The 23,183-nt window shown below is 67.7% G+C and carries 19 protein-coding genes; 13 read left to right on the top strand and 6 right to left on the bottom strand.

Annotated elements, in window-relative coordinates:
- The first annotated feature begins 33 nt into the window (after positions 1–33).
- The gene (locus AC6LKD_RS21600; protein ID WP_013393218.1) at positions 34–672 is read left to right on the top strand and encodes a TetR/AcrR family transcriptional regulator; all 639 of its coding nucleotides are present in this window, start codon (positions 34–36) and stop codon (positions 670–672) included.
- Here the strand turns inward: AC6LKD_RS21600 and AC6LKD_RS21595 are convergent.
- Positions 633–1,898, bottom strand: coding sequence for an MFS transporter (locus tag AC6LKD_RS21595; protein WP_498117406.1), 1,266 nt, complete (start codon positions 1,896–1,898; stop codon positions 633–635). The genes AC6LKD_RS21600 and AC6LKD_RS21595 overlap by 40 nt on opposite strands.
- A 103-nt stretch (positions 1,899–2,001) precedes the next feature.
- On the opposite strand from AC6LKD_RS21595, the gene AC6LKD_RS21590 reads away from it, so the two are divergent.
- Both AC6LKD_RS21590 and hutG read left to right on the top strand, forming a co-directional pair.
- Entirely contained in the window at positions 2,002–2,955 is a 954-nt protein-coding gene (locus AC6LKD_RS21590) for a LysR family transcriptional regulator (RefSeq protein WP_498117405.1), read from the top strand.
- 118 nt (positions 2,956–3,073) lie between these two features.
- Entirely contained in the window at positions 3,074–3,877 is an 804-nt protein-coding gene (gene hutG / locus AC6LKD_RS21585) for an N-formylglutamate deformylase (protein WP_492275566.1), read from the top strand.
- Here the strand turns inward: hutG and AC6LKD_RS21580 are convergent.
- Genes AC6LKD_RS21580 through AC6LKD_RS21570 form a run of 3 tightly spaced genes read right to left on the bottom strand, consistent with a single transcriptional unit; the run spans position 3,858 to position 6,558 of the window.
- Positions 3,858–4,301 (bottom strand): MaoC family dehydratase, encoded by a 444-nt coding sequence (locus AC6LKD_RS21580; RefSeq protein WP_013393214.1) that lies wholly within the window; start codon positions 4,299–4,301, stop codon positions 3,858–3,860. The genes hutG and AC6LKD_RS21580 overlap by 20 nt on opposite strands.
- Positions 4,302–4,323: 22 nt before the next feature.
- Positions 4,324–5,568 (bottom strand): CaiB/BaiF CoA transferase family protein, encoded by a 1,245-nt coding sequence (locus AC6LKD_RS21575; protein WP_498117404.1) that lies wholly within the window; start codon positions 5,566–5,568, stop codon positions 4,324–4,326.
- Between the two features lie 9 nt (positions 5,569–5,577).
- Positions 5,578–6,558: a Bug family tripartite tricarboxylate transporter substrate binding protein gene (locus AC6LKD_RS21570; protein ID WP_492275563.1), complete on the bottom strand. Its 981-nt coding sequence runs from the start codon at positions 6,556–6,558 to the stop codon at positions 5,578–5,580.
- 116 nt (positions 6,559–6,674) lie between these two features.
- Here AC6LKD_RS21570 and AC6LKD_RS21565 point away from each other — a divergent pair, with 116 nt between their 5' ends.
- From AC6LKD_RS21565 to AC6LKD_RS21525, 9 genes are all read left to right on the top strand, one after another.
- Complete coding sequence (locus AC6LKD_RS21565; RefSeq protein WP_498117403.1) at positions 6,675–7,640, top strand: LysR family transcriptional regulator; 966 nt, start codon at positions 6,675–6,677, stop codon at positions 7,638–7,640.
- Positions 7,641–7,806: 166 nt separating this feature from the next.
- On the top strand, positions 7,807–8,988 hold the full coding sequence (locus AC6LKD_RS21560) for an ABC transporter substrate-binding protein (RefSeq protein WP_492275561.1): 1,182 nt from the start codon (positions 7,807–7,809) through the stop codon (positions 8,986–8,988).
- 88 nt (positions 8,989–9,076) lie between these two features.
- Positions 9,077–9,934, top strand: coding sequence for a branched-chain amino acid ABC transporter permease (locus AC6LKD_RS21555; protein ID WP_013393209.1), 858 nt, complete (start codon positions 9,077–9,079; stop codon positions 9,932–9,934).
- Positions 9,931–10,947, top strand: a complete 1,017-nt coding sequence (locus tag AC6LKD_RS21550) for a branched-chain amino acid ABC transporter permease (protein WP_013393208.1) — start codon at positions 9,931–9,933, stop codon at positions 10,945–10,947. Before AC6LKD_RS21555 ends, AC6LKD_RS21550 begins: the two co-directional genes overlap by 4 nt.
- The gene (locus AC6LKD_RS21545) at positions 10,944–11,699 is read left to right on the top strand and encodes an ABC transporter ATP-binding protein (RefSeq protein ID WP_498117402.1); all 756 of its coding nucleotides are present in this window, start codon (positions 10,944–10,946) and stop codon (positions 11,697–11,699) included. Before AC6LKD_RS21550 ends, AC6LKD_RS21545 begins: the two co-directional genes overlap by 4 nt.
- Positions 11,696–12,403 (top strand): ABC transporter ATP-binding protein, encoded by a 708-nt coding sequence (locus tag AC6LKD_RS21540; RefSeq protein WP_013393206.1) that lies wholly within the window; start codon positions 11,696–11,698, stop codon positions 12,401–12,403. The genes AC6LKD_RS21545 and AC6LKD_RS21540 overlap by 4 nt, the downstream gene beginning before the upstream one ends.
- Positions 12,400–13,638, top strand: a complete 1,239-nt coding sequence (locus tag AC6LKD_RS21535) for a thiolase family protein (protein WP_498117401.1) — start codon at positions 12,400–12,402, stop codon at positions 13,636–13,638. Before AC6LKD_RS21540 ends, AC6LKD_RS21535 begins: the two co-directional genes overlap by 4 nt.
- A 31-nt stretch (positions 13,639–13,669) precedes the next feature.
- The gene (locus AC6LKD_RS21530) at positions 13,670–15,199 is read left to right on the top strand and encodes an AMP-binding protein (RefSeq protein ID WP_498117400.1); all 1,530 of its coding nucleotides are present in this window, start codon (positions 13,670–13,672) and stop codon (positions 15,197–15,199) included.
- A complete protein-coding gene (locus AC6LKD_RS21525; RefSeq protein ID WP_498117398.1) occupies positions 15,196–15,924 on the top strand; it encodes a GntR family transcriptional regulator in 729 nt (242 codons plus the stop codon). Before AC6LKD_RS21530 ends, AC6LKD_RS21525 begins: the two co-directional genes overlap by 4 nt.
- A 15-nt stretch (positions 15,925–15,939) precedes the next feature.
- Here the strand turns inward: AC6LKD_RS21525 and AC6LKD_RS21520 are convergent, their stop codons facing one another.
- Complete coding sequence (locus tag AC6LKD_RS21520; protein ID WP_013393202.1) at positions 15,940–16,908, bottom strand: LysR substrate-binding domain-containing protein; 969 nt, start codon at positions 16,906–16,908, stop codon at positions 15,940–15,942.
- Positions 16,909–17,000: 92 nt separating this feature from the next.
- On the opposite strand from AC6LKD_RS21520, the gene cydC reads away from it, so the two are divergent.
- Positions 17,001–20,612 carry a thiol reductant ABC exporter subunit CydC gene (cydC, locus tag AC6LKD_RS21515; protein WP_498117397.1) on the top strand — a complete coding sequence of 1,204 codons (3,612 nt, stop codon included), beginning with the start codon at positions 17,001–17,003 and terminating at the stop codon, positions 20,610–20,612.
- Here cydC and AC6LKD_RS21510 read toward each other — a convergent pair.
- Positions 20,584–23,166: a penicillin G acylase gene (locus tag AC6LKD_RS21510; protein ID WP_498117396.1), complete on the bottom strand. Its 2,583-nt coding sequence runs from the start codon at positions 23,164–23,166 to the stop codon at positions 20,584–20,586. The genes cydC and AC6LKD_RS21510 overlap by 29 nt on opposite strands.
- Positions 23,167–23,183 lie beyond the last annotated feature (17 nt).

The following is a 23,183-nucleotide window of genomic DNA, read 5'->3' as shown; positions in this document are numbered from 1 at the left end:
TCAGCGGCCGATTACGGCCACGGGGGGAACGAAGTGCACACCATTCCAGACGATACGACGCCGCGCGCGCTGACCAGCCGGGGCGAAGCGCGCCGTGAGCGCCTGCTCGAAGCCGCCACGCAGTCATTGCTGGAACACGGCTACGCGCAAACGTCCATCCAGCGCATCGTGCGCCAGGCGGGCGGATCCGCGGCCACCGCTTACCAGTTGTTCGGCAACAAAGAAGGTCTGCTGGTCGCGGTGCTGGAACATGAATTGAACGGCATGCGCGCAGCGGTGTTTGCGGATGCCATGCTGGACCAGCCCGTGGGTCCAGCCCTGCACGAACTGGCGCGACGTCTCCTGAGCTACTCCGTGCAGCCCAAATCGGTCGCGCTCTACCGCCTGGTCATCTCGGAATCGCATCGCCTGCCGCAACTGGCCGAGTCCCTGCGGCTGGCAGTGGAAATGCAGCTCCACGCCCCTCTGGAGCAATGCCTGCAACGGGCTTGCGAGCGCGGCGAATTGCACATCGACGATCCGCGCCTGGCGGCGCGCACCCTGGGCAACCTGATCAACGGCATCGCCTCGCTCGCCCGGCTGACCGGCGGCCGTGCCGAAGGCCCGGACGAGGACCATCTGGCGACCTGCCGCTACGGCGTGGACACCCTGTTGCGCGCCTTCCGCGCGTAGCCGCCGTGCATTTCGCCCCACCCTGCCCGCGCCAGCATCAGCGCCGGCCACAGCATGCAGGCAGCCGCCAGCCACAGATTGGCCCGCAGCCCCAGCGCGTCCACGCTGGGCACGCCCAGCAGCGAACCGGCCGCGATGCCCAGGTTGAACACTGCGACGAACAGCGCGGTGGCGGCCTCGACCGCGTCCGGCGCCGCCTTCATCATCCAGGTTTGCAGCGACACCGACACCGCGCCGTAGGCCAGGCCCCACAGCAACAGCAAGGCGGCCGCCGCCGGGCGTAGCTGCCCCAGCATGGCCAGCAGCAGCAAGATCAGCAACAGGCTGGCCGCGATCGCAAGCAGGGTCGCGGCGGGACGTTTCGCAGCCGCTGCCCCGCCCAGGAAGTTGCCCGCCACGCCCGCCGTGCCATAGGCAAAGAGCAGCGGCCCGATCCAGCTTTCCCCGAACGCCGCGTGGATCTGCAGCAAGGGACGGACAAAGGTGTAGGCCATGAAATGGCCGGCGACCAGGAACAGCGTGATGAGGAGGCCCAGCCGCAAGCCCGGATTGGCCAGTTGCGACAGCAGTTGGCGCGGCCGCAGCGAGTGCGCCGCGGGCAGCGGCGGCAGACTCAGCAGATTCATCAGCAGCACGCCGGCGCACAGCGCCGCCATGACGCCGAAGGCTGCGCGCCAGCCGGCCAGCTCGCCGATGAAGGCGCCCAACGGCACGCCCAGCACGGACGCCACCGCGACCCCGCCGAAGATGATGGACGTGGCCAGTCCCACGGCGCCCGGCCCGACCAGCCTGCCCGCCAGCCCGCCCGCGACCGCCCAGATGCCGCCGATGCAGAAACCCACCAGGACCCGCGCCGCAAGGAACCACGGCATGCTGGGCGCCCAGGCGCTGGCCGCGTTGGCGCAGACCAGCAGCGCCAGCAAGCCGCACAGGATCGCGCGGCGGTCGGCGCTCTTCGCGCCGAGAACGACCAACGGCGCGAACAGCGCCGCCAGGATGGCGGGCACGAACAACATGAAGCCGCCCATGCCCACCGAGACGTCGAGCGTTGCCGTGATGGGAACGAACAGTCCTACCGGCAGCATTTCGGTGGTGACCACGCAAAAGGTCGCCATGCCCACGGCGATGACGCCCAGCCAGGCGCGCCATCCGGTGCTTTCGGCCTGCGGTGAGGCGCTAGGAGAGCCAGGAGTGGGCAAGTCTTGCAACGAGGTGCCGCGGGTCATGATGAGGTTCCAGATAAGACCCAAGCCGGGCCGACCCCTAGGCAGTCTACTGCTTCCATTTCGCTGATAAAGTAGGTTAATGAATAAACAAAAGGGACGAATCGTGCACAATTCACCCTACCCGGCCGCCCGCCTGGACCACATAGGCGACCTGCTCGCGTTTGTCCGCGTGGCCGACACGCAAAGCTTCACCGCCGCGGCCGAAAAGCTGGGTCTGTCGCGTTCGGCCATCGGCAAGTGCATCGCGCGCCTGGAACTCGGCCTGGGCGCGCGCTTGCTTCACCGCAGCACCCGCAGCGTCAGTCTGAGCGACGAAGGCCGCGTCTTTTACGAACACGCGCAGCGCATCCTGTCCGAGGTGGACAACGCCACCGACGCCATGGCCAGCCGCAAGCAGGCGCCGCGCGGCCGGCTGCGCATCGATCTGCCGGTGTCGCTGGGGCGCTTGCACATCATGCCGCTGCTGCGCGACTACCTGCGGGACTGGCCCGAGGTCGAGGCGGACGTCAGCTTTTCCGACGACTACATCGACCTGGTGCGCGACGGCGTGGACGTGGCCATCCGCATCGGCGGCGAAACCGACAGCCGGCTGGTGCGGCGGGTGTTGGCGCCGCACCGCCTGATCGCCTGCGCTGCGCCCGGCTACCTGGACCGCCACGGCGCGCCCGCCAATCCGGATGACCTGGCCAGCCACCAGACCCTGGCCTACACCCACGCCGGCGCGCTGGTGCCCTGGCGTTTTGCCGTCAACGGCCAGGAACGCGCCGTGCACGTGGCCGGCCGCATGCGGCTGGGCAACACGGAGGCACTGCGCGACGCCGCGCTGGCAGGCGAAGGCATCACCCAGCTGGGCGCCTTCCTGGTGGGCGAAGATCTGCGCGCCGGCCGGCTGACGCCGGTGCTGGAATCCGTGGCGCCTGCCGGCGCACCGGTCTGCGCGGTCTATCCGCACCGCCGCCATTTGGCGCCCAAGGTGCGGGTCCTGATCGACGCCATCGCCAGCAAATGGAGCAGCGGCGCACCCTGGGCCAGCGACGCGGCGCCGCCGCGGGCGTAGACATGCGCCCGATCCACTATGATTGCCGGCATTGCCCCAGACGGCGCAATACCGGATACCCAGGGACGCTGCCAGGCATGCCCTTGCCTGCGCCCCGCCATTTCCCCCGGAGTTTTACTTGAGCGACATCTATCAATTCAGCCGCGGCACGGCGCCGCTGCTGATCTCCATTCCCCACCTGGGCAGCATGATTCCCGACTCGCAGCGCGCGCAGATGACGCCGCTGGGCCTGCAATCGGGCGATACCGACTGGCATCTGGACACGCTGTATCAATTCGCCCAGGCGCTGGGCGCGTCGGTCATCGGCGCGCGCTATTCGCGCTACGTGGTGGACCTGAACCGCCCACCCAACGATGAAAGCCTGTATCCCGGCCAGACCAAGACCGGCCTGTGCCCGACCCAGACGTTTCGTGGCGACGCTCTCTACCGCAACGAAGCCGTCCTCACCGACGCCGAGCGCGAACATCGCCTGCAGACCTACTGGAAGCCCTACCACGCCAAGCTGTGCGAGGAAATCGACCGCATCAAGGCTGAACACGGCACCGTGCTGCTGTGGGAAGCGCACTCGATCGCCAGCGTGCTGCCGCGCCTGTTCGAGGGCAAGCTGCCCGACCTGAACATCGGCACGGCCGACAGCGCAGCCTGCGCGCCCGATATCCTGGCAACCGTCGAAAGCCGGCTGCGCGACAACTCCGCCTACACGTGGGCGGTGAACGGCCGCTTCAAGGGCGGCTACATCACGCGCCACTACGGCAAGCCCGCGGACAACGTCCACGCGATCCAGCTGGAAATGTGCCAGTCCACCTACATGGATGAAACCCATCCCTACGCCTATCGCCCCGAACTGGCGGACAAGGTCATCCCGCTGGTCGAAAGCATGGTGCAGTCGGCGTTGACGCAGACTACGGCGCGCCAGCGCTAAGGTTGCTTCCCGCCAAAGCCACACGTATCTTGAAATCGAGCATCAGCACCTTTTGCTGGTCCGCATCGATGCAATAGCCCTGGTACCGGCCGCCGGTGAACGGCGTGCCGGCGACCGCCGCGCTTTCAAGCAGTTCGAGTTCCAGTCCCAGCGCATCTCCTGGATATGCCGGACGCAGGAACTTCGTTTCCACCTTCAGCAGCAGCATGGGGTTGCCGGCAAACTGGCGCGTGAATGTCGCCATGGACGCGCCCAATACATGGATGCCAGCCAGCGGCACGTCCGCAAAGCCCGATTGCAAGGCCAGGTCCCGCGAGCTATGCACCGGATGGCCGCCGCCGACCGCCTGGAGGTAGCCGTCGTGCAGCGCATTCGAAAGCGTGAAGGTGCCGCTGAAGCGCGGCGGCAGCAATGGAATCGTCATCTCGTCCTCCCTGCGCGCTGTCCTAGATGATGCTGCGCTCGCGCAGGTCCGCCTGCTGCGCCCGCGACAGGCCCAGTTCCTGCCCATAGATTTCGTCGTTATGCTGGCCGACGCCAGGCCCGGTCCGCCAGATCCGGCCCGGCGTCGCCGAGAACCGGGGCACCACGTTCTGCATGCTGACGGAGCCCAGTTCCTCGTCCTCGACGCGCACCAGGACCTGGCGCTCGATGAAATGCGGGTCCGCCACGATGTCGGCGATGTCGTAGATGGGACTGAAGCTGACCTCGTGCCGCATCAGGATGTCGGACGCCTCGCCGAGCGCATGCGCGCGGAACCAGTTTTCCATGATGGCCTCGATCTCGGCGCGGTTCTGGATGCGCGCGGTATTGGTGCTGAACAAGGGATCATCCAGCAGATCGGCGCGCCCGATGGCGTGGGCCAGCCGCCGGAACACGGTGGGCGCGCTGACGGCCAGCACCACCCATTTGTCATCGCGGGTCTTGTACACGCTGCTGGGCGCCGAATAGGCATTGAGATTTCCCTGGCGCGAACGCGCTACGCCTAGCTGGTCATATTCGATCGGCATGAAATCCAGCACCCGCAGCATCGCCTCCGTGGCGGAAAGATCGATTTCCTGCCCTTCCCCGTGCTTCTGCCGGTGCAGCAGCGCCGCCGTGATGGCGTAGGCGCCGAACACGCCGGTCAAGGCGTCGGACACCGGAAAGCCCGGATATAGCGGCGGGCCGTCCTTTTCGCCGCACAGGTTCACGAAGCCCGACATGGCCTCGAAGATCCGGGCAAAGCCGGGCCGCGACCGGTAGGGCCCGGTCTGGCCGAAGCCGGTCACGCGCAGCACGATCAGGTCGGGCCGCAAGGCGCGCAAACGCGCCATGTCCAGGCCCCAGCGGTCCAGCGTGCCCGGCCGGAAGTTCTCCACCAGCACATCGTAGCGGGGCAACAGGCGTTCGAGTATCGCCAAGCCTTCCGGCTGGCGCAGATCCAGCGTGATGCCGCGCTTGTTGCGGTTAGCGACTTTCGACCAGAGCGCCACGCCGCTTTTGTGCGGCGGCAACTGACGTATGTGGTCGCCGTCGCCCGGCAGCTCGATCTTCAGGACTTCCGCTCCCAGGTCCGCCATCAGCGTGGCCGAGAACGGGCCCGCCACCACCGTGGAAATATCCAGCACCCGCACGCCCGCCAACGGCCCCGCGCACGGGCCTGGAGCGGCCTGATCCGCGTCCGGCTTTTTCGCTTGCTCGGCATTCATCGTCTTTCCTCAGTCCATCGAAACATTGGCTTGCCTGGCCACGTCGCCCCAGGTCCGGATCTCGGCCTGGATGAAGCCGGCAAAATCCGCGGCCGTGCCGCCCACAGGGATAGACCCCTCAGACAACAGGCGCCGGTTGATTTCCGGACTTTGCAGCGCCTGGTTCACGGCGGCATTGATTTTTTCGACAACGGCCTGGGGCGTGCCGCGAGGCGCAAACAGGCCGTTCCAGCCGGACGCGACGAAACCCTTTGCGCCGGCTTCGGCCATGGTCGGCGCGTTGGGCAGGGTCTGCGATCGTTTGCCGCTGGTCACGGCAAGCGGCACGAGCTTGCCCGCAGCGATATAGGGAGCCGTGGTCAGGATCACGTCGAAAGCCAGATCCACCTGTCCGCCCAGCAGGTCCGCCATGGCTGGCCCCGCCCCCTTGTAAGGAACCCCCAGCATCGATGTACCCGTGTCCGACTGCAGCTTCTCGAACAGCATGTGCGCAGCGGTACCCACCCCGGCGGTGGCCACGGAAATCTGGCCGGGCCTTTCCTTGGCTTGCCTGAGCAGATCCGCCAGCGAGGTGATTTTCTTGGAAGGATGAGCGACCAGCACGTAGGGCTGGTCGACCACGTGCACGACGGGTTCGAAATCGGCCACCGCGTCGTAGGCGAGATTCTTGTAGATGTTCGGACCGATGCCATGCGTGGCGACGGTCCCCCACAGCAAGGTGTATCCGTCGTTGCGCGCCCGGGCGACTTGATACGTGCCGATGGTGCCGCCCGCGCCAGCCTTGTTTTCCACCACGACGGGACGGCCGATGGCGGCCTCGATGCGCGGGGCGAACAGGCGGGCCATCACATCGGTGGCGCCGCCAGGCGGGAACGGAACAATGATGGTGACCGGCTTGGCGGGCCAGGCCGCTTCGGCCCGCACGGCGCCGCACAAGCCGCCCAGCATCAACATCGCGGCCAGGGGCGCGAACAGATTCTTGAGTTTCATGGTGGTCTCCTCCGGTGCAGTGGCTTTTTTGCTTTCACTGCTGGCCCTAGGATAAGGAGGCAACGCTTAACTGATAACTGAAATAAACTCAAATGGTGATAACTTTTGGGTAAGCCATGAGCACCGATCCGCAGCCTCAAGGCAGTTCCAAGCTCCTGGGCCGCCTGCGCCTGAAGCAGTTCGAACTGATCAAAGGCGTCTCGGAAGGACTGTCGTTTCGCCAACTGGCGGACCAGATGTCCCTGTCCCAGCCGGCCATCAGCAAGATGGCCCGGGAAATGGAAGATGCCCTGGGCGCCGCCGTCTTCGAGCGGCGGCGCGACGGGGTCTCGTTGACCCCCTTCGGGGAATCGCTGACGCATGACGCCAGGCTGATCGTCAACAAGCTGGCGCGACTGGAATCGGAGCTGACGGAACTGCGCCGCAATCCCATCCGCACACTGCGGGCCGGAGCCCCGTCCTACACCGGCATGTCCCTGCTGTCCCGCCCCGTGGCCCTGATCGCGGCGCGGCACCAGCAGGCGCACGTGGAAATCATCGACGGCATTGCCGTCAGGCTGTTCGACATGCTGATGGCCGGGGAACTGGATTTCGTCATCGGCAGCCTGCCGGGCAGGAATCTCAGGGATGACGAAGCGGCCTTGCTGCATGTGGAGGTTCTCTATCCGGATGAGCTGAGTTTCGTCGCCCACCCGGACACGATCCAGGGAGGCAGGCAGGTCCCCATCGAAGAGCTGCTGCAATACTCCTGGGTCATGCCGTCGAAAGACTCCCTGGTGCGAAATGCCTTGCGCACCGCCCTGCTCAAGCTGCGGCTGCCGGTGCCGCCCGCGACGGTCGAATCCAGCCCCCCGTTCATCGGCGCGGTGGTGGCGGAACAGCCTGGCTTCATCGGCCTGCTGCGGTCGGACTCCGCCGCTTATCTGGCCCAACGCCTGAACCTGACGCTGCTGGACGTCAGCCCCCGCATCCCGCTTCCGCCGGTGGCCATCTTCCGGCTGCGGGATTCCGAACCGTCCGACCTGGCGGTCGAGTTGTTCGCGCTGGTGCGCGAAAGCGTCCAGACGCTGTTCCAGGATTAAGGCCTTTCGACCAACCCCGCCCCAGCGCCCTGCGGCCCTGGGGCTTTTTTTCGCCCTTATGGCTCGGGTATACCCCAATTTTTCACATCACAATCTCAATCGTAGTATTTCAACTGAGCTACGTAAAACATTACGAGCCATAATGAAAAATACGTGGAGACAAGAAATGAAGACATGGAGTCACGCCGCCAGCGGCGCGCTGGCGTTGTGCGCCCTGTTCACGACAGGGGCGCACGCCGCCGATCCCGACACGTTCAAGATCGGCGGCGTGGTATCGCTGTCGGGGACCTACGGCATCTTTGGCGAAGACATGCGCAAAGGCGTCACCATCGCCATCGAACAGCGCGGCGGCAAAGTGCTGGGCAAGCCCATCCAGGTCACCTGGGAGGACGACGAAACCAAGCCGCAGCCCGCGGTGCAGAAGACCACCCGGCTGATCTCCGACGGATCGCAGATGATCTTCGGCGCGGTCAGCTCGGCCAGCACGCTGGCCATCATGAACATCGCCAAGCAGCGCAAGATCCCCCATCTGGTCACCATGTCGGCCGACGACAAGATCACCGTGCCGGGCGGCTCGCGCTATACCTTCCGCACCTCCAACACGCTGGGCATGGAGCAGCGCATGGCGCTGGCCTATTCCAAGGAGCAGAAGCTCAAGCGGATCTACGGCGTCACGGCCGACTACCAGGCCACGCGCGACAGCTGGGACTGGTACCGGCGCGAGGCCGAAAAGGCTGGCATCGAGATCGTGGGCGCCGACTTCCCGCCGCTGGGCAACCGCGACTATTCGTCCATCGCCGACAAGATCGCGCGCTCCAACGCCGACGGCGTGGCGCTGTTCATGACGGGCTCGGACGCCGTCACCATGGTCAAGCAGGCCGGCCAGATCGAATTGGGCAAGACGCGCAAGATCTTCGGCCCGGTCATCGCCGACGAAACCATGGCGGCCGGGGTGGGACCCACCGCGGTCGGCGTGCAGTCGGGCGTGAGATATCACTTCACCGTCGAGAACGACGCCAACAAGGCCTTCGTCGAGGCTTTCCGCAAGAAATACAACGAGTTCCCCTCGGCCGCCGCCGGCGAAGCCTACGACGGCATGAGCTGGTGGCTGGACGTGGTCGACAAGACCGGCACCTGGGACAAGGAAAAGTGGGTCGAGGCGTTTGCCGCCAGCGAGCGCGACAACTCGGTGGAAGGCAAGAAGACCATGCGCGCTTGCGACCACCAGGCCATGCAGAACGGCCTGTGGGGCGTGGTGGACACGGGCAAGCCGCCGCAGCCGGCCTACGTGATGGACATCGTCAAGGTGTTTCCGCCGGACCAGGTGTTCGAACCCTGCGCGGGCTGAAGCCGCCGCGCCATGCACCCGCCGGTCCCCCCCGCGGACCGGTCTTCCACCCGGCGCGCCTGGGCGCGCCGCCTGACGGATTTCTGCCATGTCCACCGTGATCATCGGCCTGAGCCTGGGAATGCTGCTGTTCCTGCTGGCGTCCGGCCTTACGCTTATCTTCGGCATGCTGGGCGTCATCAATTTCGCCCATGGCGCGCTGTACATGCTGGGCGCCTACCTGGCCTTCGACATCCAGCTGCGCACCGGTTCCTTCATTGCCGGCCTGGTCGTGGCGACGGTGGGCGTCGGCCTGGTCGGCGTGGCGATGGAACGGCTGGCCCTGCGGCCGCTGTACAACCGCCCGCATTTCTATCAACTGATCCTGACCTTCGGCTTCATCCTCGTCATCAGCGAGGCCGTGAAGTTCGTCTGGGGCCTGGGCTACCAGGAAACGCCGATGCCGGCGCTACTGGCTGGCACGGTCGAGCTGGCCGGCAGCACCATCCCCGTCTACCGCCTGTTCGTCATCGCCTTCGGCCTGGCGGTATCGGCAGCGCTGTTCTTCGTGCTGGAGAAAAGCACCTTCGGCATGCTGGTGCGCGCCGCCAGCAGCGACGGCGAGATGGTGCGCATCCTGGGCCTGCCCGCCGCCGCCATCCGCAGCGCGGTGTTCGGCGTGGGCGCGGCGCTGGCCGGGCTGGCCGGCGCCATCTCCGCCCCGCTCTTCCCGATCGAGCTGGGCATGGCCACCAACACCATTATCGACTGCTTCATCGTGGTGATCCTGGGCGGACTGGGCAACATCCGCGGCGTGGTCGCCGCGTCGCTCTTGATCGGCATGGTGCGCGCGGTGGGCTACACCTTCATGCCCAGCTGGGTCGACATCCTGACCTTCGCCATGCTGATCGCCACCCTGCTCACCCGTCCGCAAGGACTGTTCTCCCGCCAAGCGAGGCTGGCATGACGACTTCCCGCCAAGACGCCGCCATCGCGGCCGGCGTGGCCGCCGCGGTGATCGCGGTGCCCTTCTGCACGCAAAACGATTTCCTGTTGAACCTGAGCATCCTGATCATGGTGTGGTCCATCTTCGCCGTGGGCTTCGACCTGGTGTTCGGCCTGCTGGGCATGGTGTCCTTCGGCCATGCGGCCTTCCTGGGCACGGGCGGCTATGCGCTAGCGCTGGCCACCCAACGCTACGGCCTGCCATTCGAGGCGGGCCTGGCGCTGGCCATCGTGGCGGGCGCCGCCTGCGCCTGGATCTTCAGCGTGTTCGCGCTGCGGGTCTCGGGGATCTTCTTCGCTCTGGTCACGTTGGCGCTGTCGCAGCTCATGTACATCCTGGCCGACAGCAAGCTGCGCGAATGGACCGGCGGCGCCGACGGCCTGCCCGGCATCGGCAGGCCGGAACTCGCGGGCATCGACTTCTTCGATACCGTGAACTTCTATTGGTACGTCGCCGCCATCTTCGCCCTGGTGATGGCGCTGATGGCGATGCTGCGCGCCTCGCCCTTCGGCCGCGCGGTCGCGGGCGTGCGCCAGAACGAAATCCGCGCCGCCCAGCTGGGCTACAACGTGCAGCGCCTGAAGCAGATCACCTTTCTGGTTTCGGGCGCGGTCGGCGGCCTGGCGGGCGGACTGCTGGCCGCGGTGCTGATGTACATGAACCCGCAGATGCTGCACTGGACCACCTCCGGCGACGTCATCATCATGACCTTGCTGGGCGGCGCGGGCACGCTGTGGGGACCGGTGGCCGGCGTGCTGTTGTTCGAAGCGCTGAAGGAATGGCTCAGCGGCTGGACGCCCTACTGGTACGGCATCCTGGGCCTGGTCTTCATCCTGGCCACGCTGTATTTCCCGCAAGGGGTGCTGGGCGCGCTGCAGGCCCGCTGGGGCCGCCAACGCCCCGCGGCGCCCGCCCCCGCCAGTCCGGCCGCGTCCAGCGTGCCGCTGGCCCCGCGCGAAGGGAGCCCGTCATGAGCGACATCGCCCTGCAATGCGACCGGGTCAGCGTCACCTTCGGCGCGCTGCGCGCCATCGAGGACTTCAGCTATGCCTTCGAAACCGGCCGCGTCTACGGCCTGATCGGTCCCAACGGCGCCGGCAAGACCACCTTGCTCAACGTGCTGTCGGGCAACCTGCCCGGCCATGGCGGCCGCATCCTGTGCCACGGCGCGGACATTTCGCGCCTGCGGGCCCATGAACGCGCCCGTCATGGCATCGGCCGCAGCTTCCAGATCACCAAGATCTTTCCCGAGATGACGGTGTTGGAGAACCTGCGCATCGCCGCGCAGATCAGCCACTCCCGCCTGCTGCCGTTCTGGCTGGCGCCGCGCTATGACCGCCGGCTGGCATCCTCCATCGACGCCATGCTAGAACTGACCGACCTGACCGCCTGGCGCGACACCGTGGCAGGCACCTTGTCGTATGGCTTGCAGCGCGCGCTGGAACTGGGCCTGACCCTGTTGCCCAATCCGCGCATTTTGCTGCTGGATGAACCGCTGGCCGGCGTCGGCCATCACGAGATCGCCGGCGCCACCCGCCTGATCCGCCATGCCGCCGCCGGCCGCACGGTGCTGCTGATCGAACACAACATGGACGTGATCATGACGCTGTCCGAACACATCGTGGTGCTGTCCAACGGCCGCAAGGTGGCCGAGGGGCCGCCGGCCGCCATCCGCGACGACGCCACCGTGCGCGCCGTCTACCTGGGCGAGGAGGTGGCGGCATGATCGAACTGCAACATGCCAGCGTGCACTACGGCCAGGCGCTGGCGCTCAAGAACATTGGTCTGCGCGCGGCCCAGGACGAAATCGTCGCCATCGTCGGGCGCAACGGCGCCGGCAAGTCCACGGTACTCAAGACATTGATCGGTCTATTGCCGCTGTCGTCGGGCAACCGCCTGATCGCCGGCCAGGACGCCACGCGCCGCGCCGTCGAACAGATCAGCCGCGACGGCATCGCCCTGGTGCCCGACACGCGCCGCATCTTCCCCAACCTGACGGTGCGGGAGAACCTGCGCATGGGCGCGCTGGCGCACCAGCCCGGCTACTGGACCCAGGACCGCGTGCTGCAGGTCTTTCCGCGGCTGGGCGAGCGCATAGGCTTCCATGGCGACCAGTTGTCCGGCGGCGAACAGCAGATGCTGGCGATCGCCCGAGCGCTGCTGGGCAATCCGCGGGTGCTGCTGCTGGACGAGCCGACCGAAGGGCTGGCGCCGCGCATCGTCAACGAACTTATCGACGTGTTCGCCGAAGTCCACCGCCAGGGCACCGGCATCGTGCTGGTCGAGCAGAACCTGAAGGTCCCCGCCCGCCTGGCGCACCGCCAGTACGTGCTGGACCACGGCGAAATCGCCTGGAGCGGATCGGCCGCGGACGTCGAGGCCGACCGCCACATCATCGAATCCATCCTCACCACGGGCATCCAAGCATGAGCAACGACACCACCTACATCGCGGGCGTGGGCATTACCCGCTTCGACAAACAGCCGGCCAAAAGCGTCAAGGACCTGGTGCGCGACGCGGTCACGCAGGCGCTGGCCGACGCCGGCTGCGACGCCGCCGACCTGCAGGCGGCCTACTTCGCCACCGCCGGCCAGGGTTCCATCGAAGGCCAATACATGGTGGCCGGCCAGGTTGCGCTGAAGGCCATGGGCATCGCCGGCATCCCCGTCACCAACGTGGAGAATGCCTGCGCCAGCTCCAGCACCGCGCTGAACGCGGCGCACCTGTACGTGGCCTCGGGCGCGGGCGACATCTGCCTGGCGGTGGGCGTGGACAAGCTGTTTTCCGAGGACAAGGCCAAGAGCTTCGCCGTATTCGACGGCGCCTGGGACGTGCACGACGCGCCGGCGCAGATGGCGCGGCTGATGGCGCTGGCGCCCGATGTGACGCCCCCGCCCGGCTTCGAAGAGCCGGGCAAGCGCAGCGTGTTCATGGACATCTACGCCAGCCTGGCGCGGCTGCACATGAAGACCTTCGGCACCACCCAGCGCCAGCTGGCCGCCGTGGCCGCCAAGAACCACATGCATTCCACCCGCAATCCGCTGGCGCAGTTCCAGTACCCCATGACGATAGACGAGGCCCTGGCCGCCCGGCCCGTGTCCTGGCCGCTGACCTTGCCCATGTGCGCGCCCATCAGCGACGGCGCGGCGGCCGCTATCGTCTGCAACGCCCAAGGACTGAAGCGCCTGCAGCGCGCCCGCGCCGTGCGCCTGTACGCCAGCGTGCTGCGCACCGCCACCGACCGCCCGGCCGACCGCTACGACCGCCACCTGTGCCATCTGGCCGCGCTGGAAGCCTATGAACGCGCCGGGGTCGGTCCGCAGGATATGTCGCTGGCGGAAGTCCACGACGCCACCGCATTCGCCGAGATCCAGCAAACCGAAGCGCTGGGTTTCTGCGCCTTCGGCGAAGGCGGACCGATGGCCGAATCCGGCGCCACCAGCCTGGGCGGCCGCATCCCGATCAACGTGTCCGGCGGCCTGTTGTCGCGCGGCCACCCCATCGGCGCCACCGGCCTGGCCCAGGTCCACGAAATGGTGATCCAGCTGCGCGGCGAGGCCGGCGCCCGCCAGGTCGAAGGCGCGCGCTTCGCCATCGCCGAGAACGGCGGTGGATTCAACGGCGTGGAAGAAGCAGTGACCTGCATCACCCTGCTCGGCCGCTGATCCGCGCGCCCCATCAACCCCAGAGACCGCCATGCATCTCAGCTCTCTCTTTCACCGCAGCGCCATCACCCACGCCGGCCAGCCCGCTCTGGCCGCAGGCACCCGCGACCCGCTTACCTACGCCCAGCTCCAGGCCCGCGTGCAAGCGCTGGCCGGCTGGTTGCGCGGCCCCATGGGCTTGCAGGCCGGCGAGCGCGTCATGCTGGCGCTGCCCAACCATCCCGCCTATATCGAATCGATGCTTGCCATCTGGCATGCAGGCCTGTGCGCCGTTCCCGTCAACGCCAAGCTGCACGCCAAGGAACTGGACTACATGCTGCGCGACAGCGGCGCCCGTCTGTGCCTGTCGCGAGGCGCCGTGCATGAGGGGCTGGCGTCCGTCGTGCGCGAGTTGGACGGCGTGCAGCTGGTGGACGTGGATTCGGCCCGCTACGCTAACGCCGCCATCGGCCCGGCGCTGGCGCTGGAGCGGCGCAAGCCGCAGGAACTGGCCTGGCTGTTCTACACCAGCGGCACCACGGGCAAGCCCAAAGGCGTCATGCTCAGCCACGCCAACATGGTGGGCATGTGCCTGAATTTCTACGCCGACGTGCAGTCGGTGCAGCCCGGCGACGCCATCGTGCACGTCGCGCCGCTATCGCATGGCGCCGGCCTCTACAGCATTCCGTACTGGCTGCATGGCGCCTTGCAGATCATCCCCGACAGCGGCGGGCTGGATGAAGACGAACTGTCCGCGCTGCTGACGCACTATCGCCGCGTCAGCCTGTTCGCCTCGCCCACCATCGTGCAGCGCATCGTGCGTCACGCCCGCCAGACCAACGGGCCGCAGCCCGGCCTGCGCACGCTGATCGTGGGCGGCGCGCCGTTCTACGTCGAAGACATCAAGGACGCGGTCGCCTGCTACGGCGCGCGCGTGGCGCAGATCTACGGACAGGGCGAAAGCCCGATGTCGATCTCCGCGCTGTCGGCAGCCCAGATCGCCGACGCGGTGGCCAACAACGATGACATCCTGCTGGGATCGGTGGGCTACGTCCAGGCCTCCATGGAGGTCGAGATACGCGCAGCATCCAGCCAGCCGGCCGCCGCCGGCGAATTGGGTGAAGTCGTGGTCAGCGGGCCGACCGTGATGCAAGGCTACTGGAACAATCCGCGCGCCAGCGCCGACACCCTGGCGAACGGCTGGCTCCATACCGGGGATATCGGCATCCTGGACGAACGTGGCCTGCTGCATCTGAAAGACCGCTCCAAGGACGTGATCATCAGCGGCGGCACCAATATCTATCCGCGCGAGGTGGAAGAGGCGCTGATGCGCCACGATGCCGTGCAGGAAGTGTCGGTGGTGGGCAGCCCCGACCCCGAATGGGGCGAGTCGGTGCTGGCCTTCGTGGTGCTGAAGCCCGGCGCCCGCGCCACGGAGCAGGACCTGGACCAACTCTGCCTGGCATCCATCGCACGCTTCAAACGGCCCAAGCGCTATGTATTCCTGGATGAGTTGCCCAAGAACAGCACCGGCAAAGTGTTAAAACGCGAACTTCAACAACGCGCGCTTCCGACTCCATGACCCAGTCCGCCCCCCTCTTTGTCCGCACGGCCGTCAGCCAGACCGAAAAGGCCTATTGCGCCCTGGAGGAAATGATCGTCACCGGCGAACTGCCGCCGGGCAGTCAATGGTCGGAAACCACCCTGAGCGAGCGCGTCGGCATCGGCCGCTCGCCGGTGCGCGACGCGCTGCAGAAGCTGGCGTTCCAGCGCCTGGTGGAAATCGCCCCGCGCCAGGGCATCTTCATTTCCGAGATCGACTACCAGGGACAGCTGAAGATCATCCAGGCGCGGCGCGAGATCGAACGGCTGATCGTGGCGCAGGCGGCGCAATGGGCCGACGATGGAGAGCGCGCCGAACTGGCGCGCCTGGCCCGCGAACTCGAAGACCTCAAGGCCATCAACGACATGCGCATGTACATGCGCCTGCATTTCACGCTGACCAGCCAGATCGGCGCCGCCTCGCGCAACAGCTACGCGGCCGAGTTCCACGCCATGCTGCAGACGCTGGCGCGGCGCTTCCTGTACTTCCACCAGAAGCGCCATCCGGACCTGGTGCAGATCTGCGAGCTGCACATCCAGCAGATCAACGCCATCGTGGAAGGCTCGGTGGAACGCGCCATCGCCACGGCGGAGGCGCGCAACGACTACGCCGAAAACCTGGCGCGCAACATCCTGATGGAGCTGATCGTGACCTCGGCGGTCACCATCAGCTCGCCGCCGCGCGGCCGGGGCGGCGCGGACTGAAGCGCAGGCGCGGCCTCAGCGCCCCGCGTCCGCCAGATTCTGCCAGGCGCCGGTGCTGCGCCCCTCTTCCGCCAGGAACTCCACCAGAGTGGGCAAGGCCGCGTCCATCGGCCGGTTGGCCTGGATCCGCATCACATAGCCCCAGGAACCCGGCATGCGCAGCTGCGGCACCAGGGGCACCAGCCGGCCGCTGGCCAGCTCCTCGTCGATCAGCGGCGCGCGACCCAACGCGATGCCGACCCCGGCGGCGGCCGCCGCCGCCACCGTGCTCAAGCCGCTCAGCACCATGGGCTCCTGCCAGTCGGATTCGGCCAGCCCCAGGCGCGGACTCCAGGTGCGCCAGTCGGTCTCGGGGCTGTCCACGTGCTTTTCCTCCAGCCAGCGATGGCGCAGGAAAACGCCGGGATCGCCGCGCTCGGCCGGATCGACCAGCGACGGGCTGCAGACCGGCACCACGGTCTCCGTCATGAGCGGAATGTCGCCGGGCTCGGCGATATGCGGCCCCATGGCGCGCACGTGCAGGAATGCCAGGTCGATGTCCTGGCTTTTCCAGGCCGGGTCCTGGCTGGCGTGCAGATAGACCTGGATGTCGATGCCAGGATGCAGTTCGATGAAGCGCCCGATGCGCGGCGCCAGCCACATGGCGGCCAGCGACGGGTTGGCCGAAACGTTCAGGGTATTGCGCCGTTTGCCGCGAGCCGAGGCCCGCACATTGCGGCATGCGGTTTCCAGCAGGGTCAAGGCTTGTTGCACGGACGCCAGCAGGTCCGCGCCCGCGGCGGTGGTTTCGGCGCGGCGCACGGTGCCGCCGCGGCGCAGCAGCGCCACGCCCAGATCGGCCTCCAGCGCCCGCAACTGATGGCTGACGGCGCTCTTGGTGACGTGGAGTTCGGCGGCGGCGCGGCTCAGGCTGCCCAGGCGGGCGACGGCCTCGAAGGCGCGCAGTGCCGCCAGCGGCGGCGTGTGGTTGGGTAGATCGGCCATGGGTCAAGTCTAGCTCAACCCTAGATTGAAAAACTATCGCTTTCGCCGGTGCGCGGGATCAGTGACCATGCAAGCACTGAAAGGAGTTTGCTATGTATTTCGATTCGCGCCTTTGGCAGTTGACGGCGGGCTTGCGCGCCGGCATGGCGGGCGGCATTTTCCTGGGGCTGCTGGCCTTGGCGGCGGGCATCGCCCGCTACGTGTTCCTGGGCCAGCTGCTGGCCCGCGTGTTCGACGGCGCGCCGCCTCAGGACTGGCTTGCGCCCGCGCTGTGCGCCGCCGCCATGGTGCTGCTGCGCGCCTTCCTGGACCACTGGCGCACCGTGCAGGCCAACCGCTGCGCCGCCACCGTGCAGCACGCGCTGCGCGCCCGGCTCTATGACCGCATCGTGACCCTGGGCCCGGCCTGGTTCGCCAACCAGCGCACGGGCGGCGTGATGCTGACGGTGGTGGACGGGGTCGAGCAGTTGCAGGCCTTCTTCGGCCAATACCTGCCGCAGGTCGCGATCGCCGCCGCGGCGCCCTTCGCCATTTTCGCCGTGATTGCGTTCTGGGACGTGCCCACCGCGCTGGTGTTCCTGGCGGCGGCGCTGTTCGCGCTGTTCGGACCGATGGCGGTGCACATGCTGGACCGCCGCGCCAGCCTGGCGCGCAGCAAGTCGCTGAACGATTTCGGCGAGGATTTCCTGGACGCGGTGCAGGGCCTGCCCACCCTGAAGTCCTATGGCCAGGGCAAGGCCTGGGGCCAGCGCTTGGCCGCCCGCGCCCGCAGCCTGTCGGACAATACCTTCTGGGTGCTGTCGGTCAGCCTGCTGACGCGCGGCATCAGCGACCTGGGCGTGGCGCTGGGCGCGGCGCTGGCGCTGACGTTGGGCGCCTGGCGCGTGGCCCACGGCGACATGAGCGTGGAAGCCCTGCTGATCGTGCTGATGGCCGGCACCGAGATCTTCCGTCCGCTGCGTGACCTGCGCTCGGTGCTGCACCGGGGCATGCTGGGCCAGTCGGCCGCCGCCAGCATCCATGCGCTGACGGACGCCCAACCCCTGATGCCCGCGCCCGCCGCCGTCGGCAAGACGCCCGGCCGGCTGGCGCCCACCATCGAGTTCGATAACGTGGCGTTTTCCTACACGCCCGAGCGCCGCGCCCACCAAGGCCTGAGCTTCCGTATCGCGGCGGGCGAACGCGTCGGCGTGGTCGGCCCCAGCGGCGCCGGCAAATCCACCATCGTGCGCCTGCTGTTGCGCGAATGCGTGCCGCAGTCCGGCCGCATCCGCATCGGCGGCCATGACGTGAACGAACTGGATACGCAGGCGCTGCTGTCGCACATCGCGCTGGTGAGCCAGGACATCACCCTGTTCCACGGCACCATAGCCGAAAACCTGCGGCTGGGACGCCCCGACGCTACCCACGAACAGGTGCGCGCCGCCGCCCGCGCCGCCAATATCGACGACTTCATCATGGCGCTGCCCGAGGGCTACGCCACCCGCATCGGCGAACGCGGCCTGCAACTGTCCGGCGGCCAGCGCCAGCGCGTGGCGATCGCCCGCGCGCTGTTGCGCGACGCGCCCATCCTGATCCTGGACGAGGCGCTGTCTTCGGTGGACACCGAAAACGAAGCGCTGATCCAGCAGGCGCTGGACCGCCTGATGGCCGGGCGCACCACGCTGATCCTGGCGCACCGCCTGGCCAGCGTCATCGGCGCCGACCGCTGCCTGGTGCTGGACCGGGGCCGGGTCGCGGAGGAAGGACCGCATGCGGAACTGATGCGGCAAGGCGGCCTGTACTACCGCCTGATGCATGAGCAGGCCGCCGCGCACCGCAATCCGTCGGCGGGATCCGCCGCCCCGGCCATGGCCGCCCCCACGCGCGCCGCGGACCGCGATGCCTCCGGCCAGGAATCCGGCGCGCAAGGCCCGGCCCTGCGCTCGCTGGACGCGGACGCGGTGCAGGTCGGCTGGCGCGCCACGCTCGGCACCTTGCTGTCGGTAGTGCGGCCGTGGCGCGGCACGCTGACCGCCACGATCCTGCTGGGCGTGGCACGGGTCGCGGCCTACATCGGCGTGGGCGTGTTCAGCGCGCTGATCGTCGCCGCCATCCGCGACGGCCGCGACTACTCGGCCCTGATCGTCGGCCTGCTGATCGCGGCGCCCCTGGCCGCGCTGTTTCACTGGCTGGAGTCCTGGCTGGCGCACGCCATGGCGTACCAGCTGCTGGCCGACATGCGGGTCAAGCTCTACGACAAGCTGGAGCGCCTGGCGCCGGCCTACCTGTTGCAGCGCCGCTCCGGCGACCTGGTGGCGCTGGCCACGCAGGACGTGGAAATGGTGGAGTACTTCTATGCCCACACCATCGCCCCGGCCATCGTCTCGGTGCTGGTGCCGCTATCGGTGCTGGGTTTCCTGGGCGTCTACAGCTGGCCGGTGGCGCTGGCGCTGCTGCCCTTCCTGGCCTATGCGCTGGTGTCGCCGGTGCGCGGCCGCCGCAAGGTCGACGCCCTGGGCGACAAGGCGCGCGAGGCGCTGGGCGAGATGAGCGCCCACACCACCGACACCATCCAGGGCCTGGCCGACCTGACCGCCTTCCAGGCCACCGGCCGCCGCCGCGATGAATTCCTGCGCGTGGCGGACCATTACCGGACCCGCCGGCTGGACATCATGGATGACTTGTCCCGGCAGACCGCCGGCTTTGAGATCGCGATGGGCCTGGGCGGCGTGGCCGTGGCGGTCGTGGGCGCGTTGCAAGTATCGGCCGGCGCGCTTTCGGCCGGCATGCTGCCCCTGCTGGTGCTGATCGCCCTGGCCACCTTCCTGCCGGTATCCGAGATCTCGCAGGTCAGCCGGCAACTGGCCGACACCATCGCCGCCACCCGCCGCCTGCACGTAGTCGCCAACGAGCCCGAGCCGGTGACCGACGGGCCGCTGCCTGCGCCTGTCTCTGCCCATGGCCTGTCGCTGGCCTTCGACCATGTCAGCTTCGCCTATCCCGGCAAACAGGAAGACACCCTGCGCGACCTGAGCTTCAAGGTGCCGGCCGGCGCCACCGTGGCGGTGGTGGGCGCGTCCGGCGCGGGCAAGAGCACGGTTGCCAGCCTGCTGCTGCGCTTCTGGGATCCGCGCGCGGGCCAGGTCAAGCTGGACGGCGTGGACCTGCGCGAGCTGCAGCTGGACGGCCTGCGCGAACGCGTGGCGCTGGTGACGCAAGATACCTATCTGTTCAACGACACGCTGGAAGGCAACATCCGGCTGGCGCGGCCCGAAGCCAGCCGCGAGGACCTGGCGCGCGCGCTGGAACAGGCGGCGCTGTCGGACTTCGTGCGCGCCTTGCCGGAAGGCCTGGCCACGCGCGTGGGCGAACGCGGCATGCAGCTGTCCGGCGGCCAGCGCCAGCGCATCTCGATTGCCCGCGCCTTCCTGAAGAACGCGCCCGTACTCATCCTGGACGAAGCCACCTCGCACCTGGACACCTTGTCCGAAATGCAGGTGCGCGGCGCCCTGGACGTGCTGATGCAGTACCGGACCACGCTGGTCATCGCGCATCGTCTGTCGACGATCCGCGATGCCGACCTGATTCTGGTTCTGGAGCGCGGCACCCTGGCCGAGGCTGGCACGCACGATCAATTGCTCAAGCGGCAAGGGGTCTATGCGCGGCTGGCCAGCCACCAGGGCGGCTACGCCGTCAGTAGCGCAACGTCTCTATCGACTTAGCATTGGCGCGCACTTCCGCATCCGTGAACCAGACCCGCTTGTTGCCGAAGCCGGTGTACAGGTCGAACTGGTCGCGGGTGTGGACCGACGGCGTGCCGTCCGGGGCGACAAAGCCGCTCTGCCCCGGCGCCACCACGTCCACCGCGCGCACGCCACGGCCGTCGAACACGGTCATGTTGTTCTCGGTGCCGCGGTTCTGCGTAGCCGGGAAGCTCAACACCGCCTTGTCGTCCGCCTGCGGCACGCCCAGGAAGTTCTTGGGCGCGAACACCATGGGCGGCGCGGGTATGCGCCAGCTTGCGGGATCCTGGCCGTAGGCCTTCTGCAAGGCCGCCAGCGCATCGTCCAGCGCGGCCAGCGTCACGTCCTGCGGCCGCTGGCCATTGAAGAAGTCGTACTGCTGCGGCACGCCCGCGTCGCGGCCGGCCAGCGCGTTGAACAGCACCTTCACCCCCACCGTCAGGTTGACCGAACCGGTGGCAGGCGCCGTCTGCGTCGGATAGCCGGTGGCGCTGTACCACTTGAAGAAATCGGCAGGCATCTCGTCGGCCAGCGTGCGCTTGAGCATGGCGCGCAGCCAGGCGTCCATCACGGCCGGACCGGCGTTGTCGTAGATGCCGGCCTGCTTGTCGCTGGTGCCCATGCCATCCCAGGACGCCAGCCCCGTCACCAACTGCGCCCGCGCGTCGTCGGCAGGCAGCCCCTGCACCGCCTGCTGCAGGAACGGCAGGAAGTGGCGGCGGTTCACGTCGGCATAGCTGGTGGTGCGGATCAGGTCCCACATCTGCTGCGCGCTGACCTTGCCGCCATGGGCCGTCATTGCCTTCAGGCGGGTTTCGATCTCGGCATAGCGGTCGGCCTGCCCCCACACGATGGCGAACAGGTCGGTCGACGGATAGCCGCGCATGGGCTGGTTGTTCCAGTTGGCGATGAAGCCCTGGCGCGGGTTGTAGACCTGCGGGTTGGTCGAGAACGGCAGCATGCCTATCCAATCCATCTCGCCGGTGCCGGGCACGGGCAGGCGCGGATCATGGCCCGGACGGCGCTTGGGATAGAAGCCCGTGTGCGCGTAGCCGATGTTGCCCTTGTCGTCCGCGTAATACCAGTTGATGGTCAGCGCGTGGCGCGCGGCCTGCTGACTCCATTGGTCCCAGTTGCGCGACTGCGCCTTGTGGGTCCAGGCCATCAGCGATTGCAGTTCATAGCCTTCCCAGGCGCGCGCCTTGGCGTAGGCCACGTGCTGCTTGTCGTCGAACTTGGTGACGATGCCGTGCACCGTGCGATACACATCCATCACCACCGGCTGCGCGTCCTTGACCTCGATGAGTTCCGTGCGCTTTTCCATCGTCTTCCAGACGCCGTCGTGGAAGTAGCGGGTACGGTCGTTCGGATCGAGCTTTTCGGCATAGATGTCCACGTCGTCGCCAAAGCCCGCGGTCGAGCCCCAGGTCACATGCGCGTTGTGGCCGAACAGGATGCTGGGATAGGCGAACGGCGTGTTGCCGACCACGTCGAAGCCCGCGCCGTGCAGGCCGATGCCGTAGGTATAGGCCGGATTCCACCAGCCGAACTGCGGCCCGTTCAGCAGGATGGAGCGGGCGTCCTTGGCGTGGTCGCGGCCCACGATCCACATATTGCTGGTGGTCGGAAAGCCGGCGATTCCCGGCTGCCCCGATTCCGCGAACTGCGCCAGCAGCCGCGCCGGCACGGCCGCGGGCGCCTCGTCCAGCACGCCGCGCGTCTGCGGATCGCGCGCCACGCGTTCCAGCATGGGCGGCGTGCCGTCGTAGCGCGGCAGCGCATAGGACAGCTTGGCGGGCGGCTTGGCGCCATCGGGCCGGTACACGCCCTCTTCCTCGGGCACGGTGGTGGGCGCGCGGCTGTCGGTCATCCAGCGCAGCTGATTGAAGATCTGCATGGCGCGCGCGTCGCCGTGCTTGTCCTTCAAGGCGGTCAGCAGCGCCAGGTTGTCTATCTCGCTATTGGCGTCGGAAAAACGGTTGGCCATGGTGCCGACGAACACCATCGCCACGTCGTAGGCCGTCCAGTCCGCGGGCTGAAAGCGCAGGTCATTGAATTCCTTGGGCATCAGGCTGCCGGGCTCGGCGCGCACCCGCGCGATCCAGGCGTTCATGCCGGCCGCATAGCCGTCCAGGATCTGGCGCTCGGATGCCGGCAGCGCGGCCAGCTGGCGCTGGATGCGCTCGGGCGAGAAGTTGCCGCGGATGGATTTGTCGAAGGCCACCATGGGCTGGCCCAGCACCTCGGCCACGCGGCCCTGGGTACTGCGCCGCGCCATCTCCATCTGGAACAATCGGTCCTGCGCCACCGCATAGCCATAGCCGTAGAAGATGCCGTACACGGTATTGGCGTACACATGCGGCATGCCATAGCCGTCGCGCCGTATCGTGACCTGGCCGCTGGCCGCGCCCGCCGGGCGCGCCCCGGCCCCGGCCTGCTTCCCGGAATTTTGCTGGACGTCCTGGGCCTGGGCTTGCGCGCCCATGGCCGCGCAGGCCGCCAGGATGGCGGCCGACAACAAGTGCTGCTTCATTCGAATCTGTCTCCGTA

It is taken from the genome of Achromobacter sp. D7-1 (assembly GCF_059760445.1).
The sequence above is the reverse complement of the archived record's forward strand: the minus strand, read 5'-3'. Positions and strand labels throughout refer to the sequence as shown.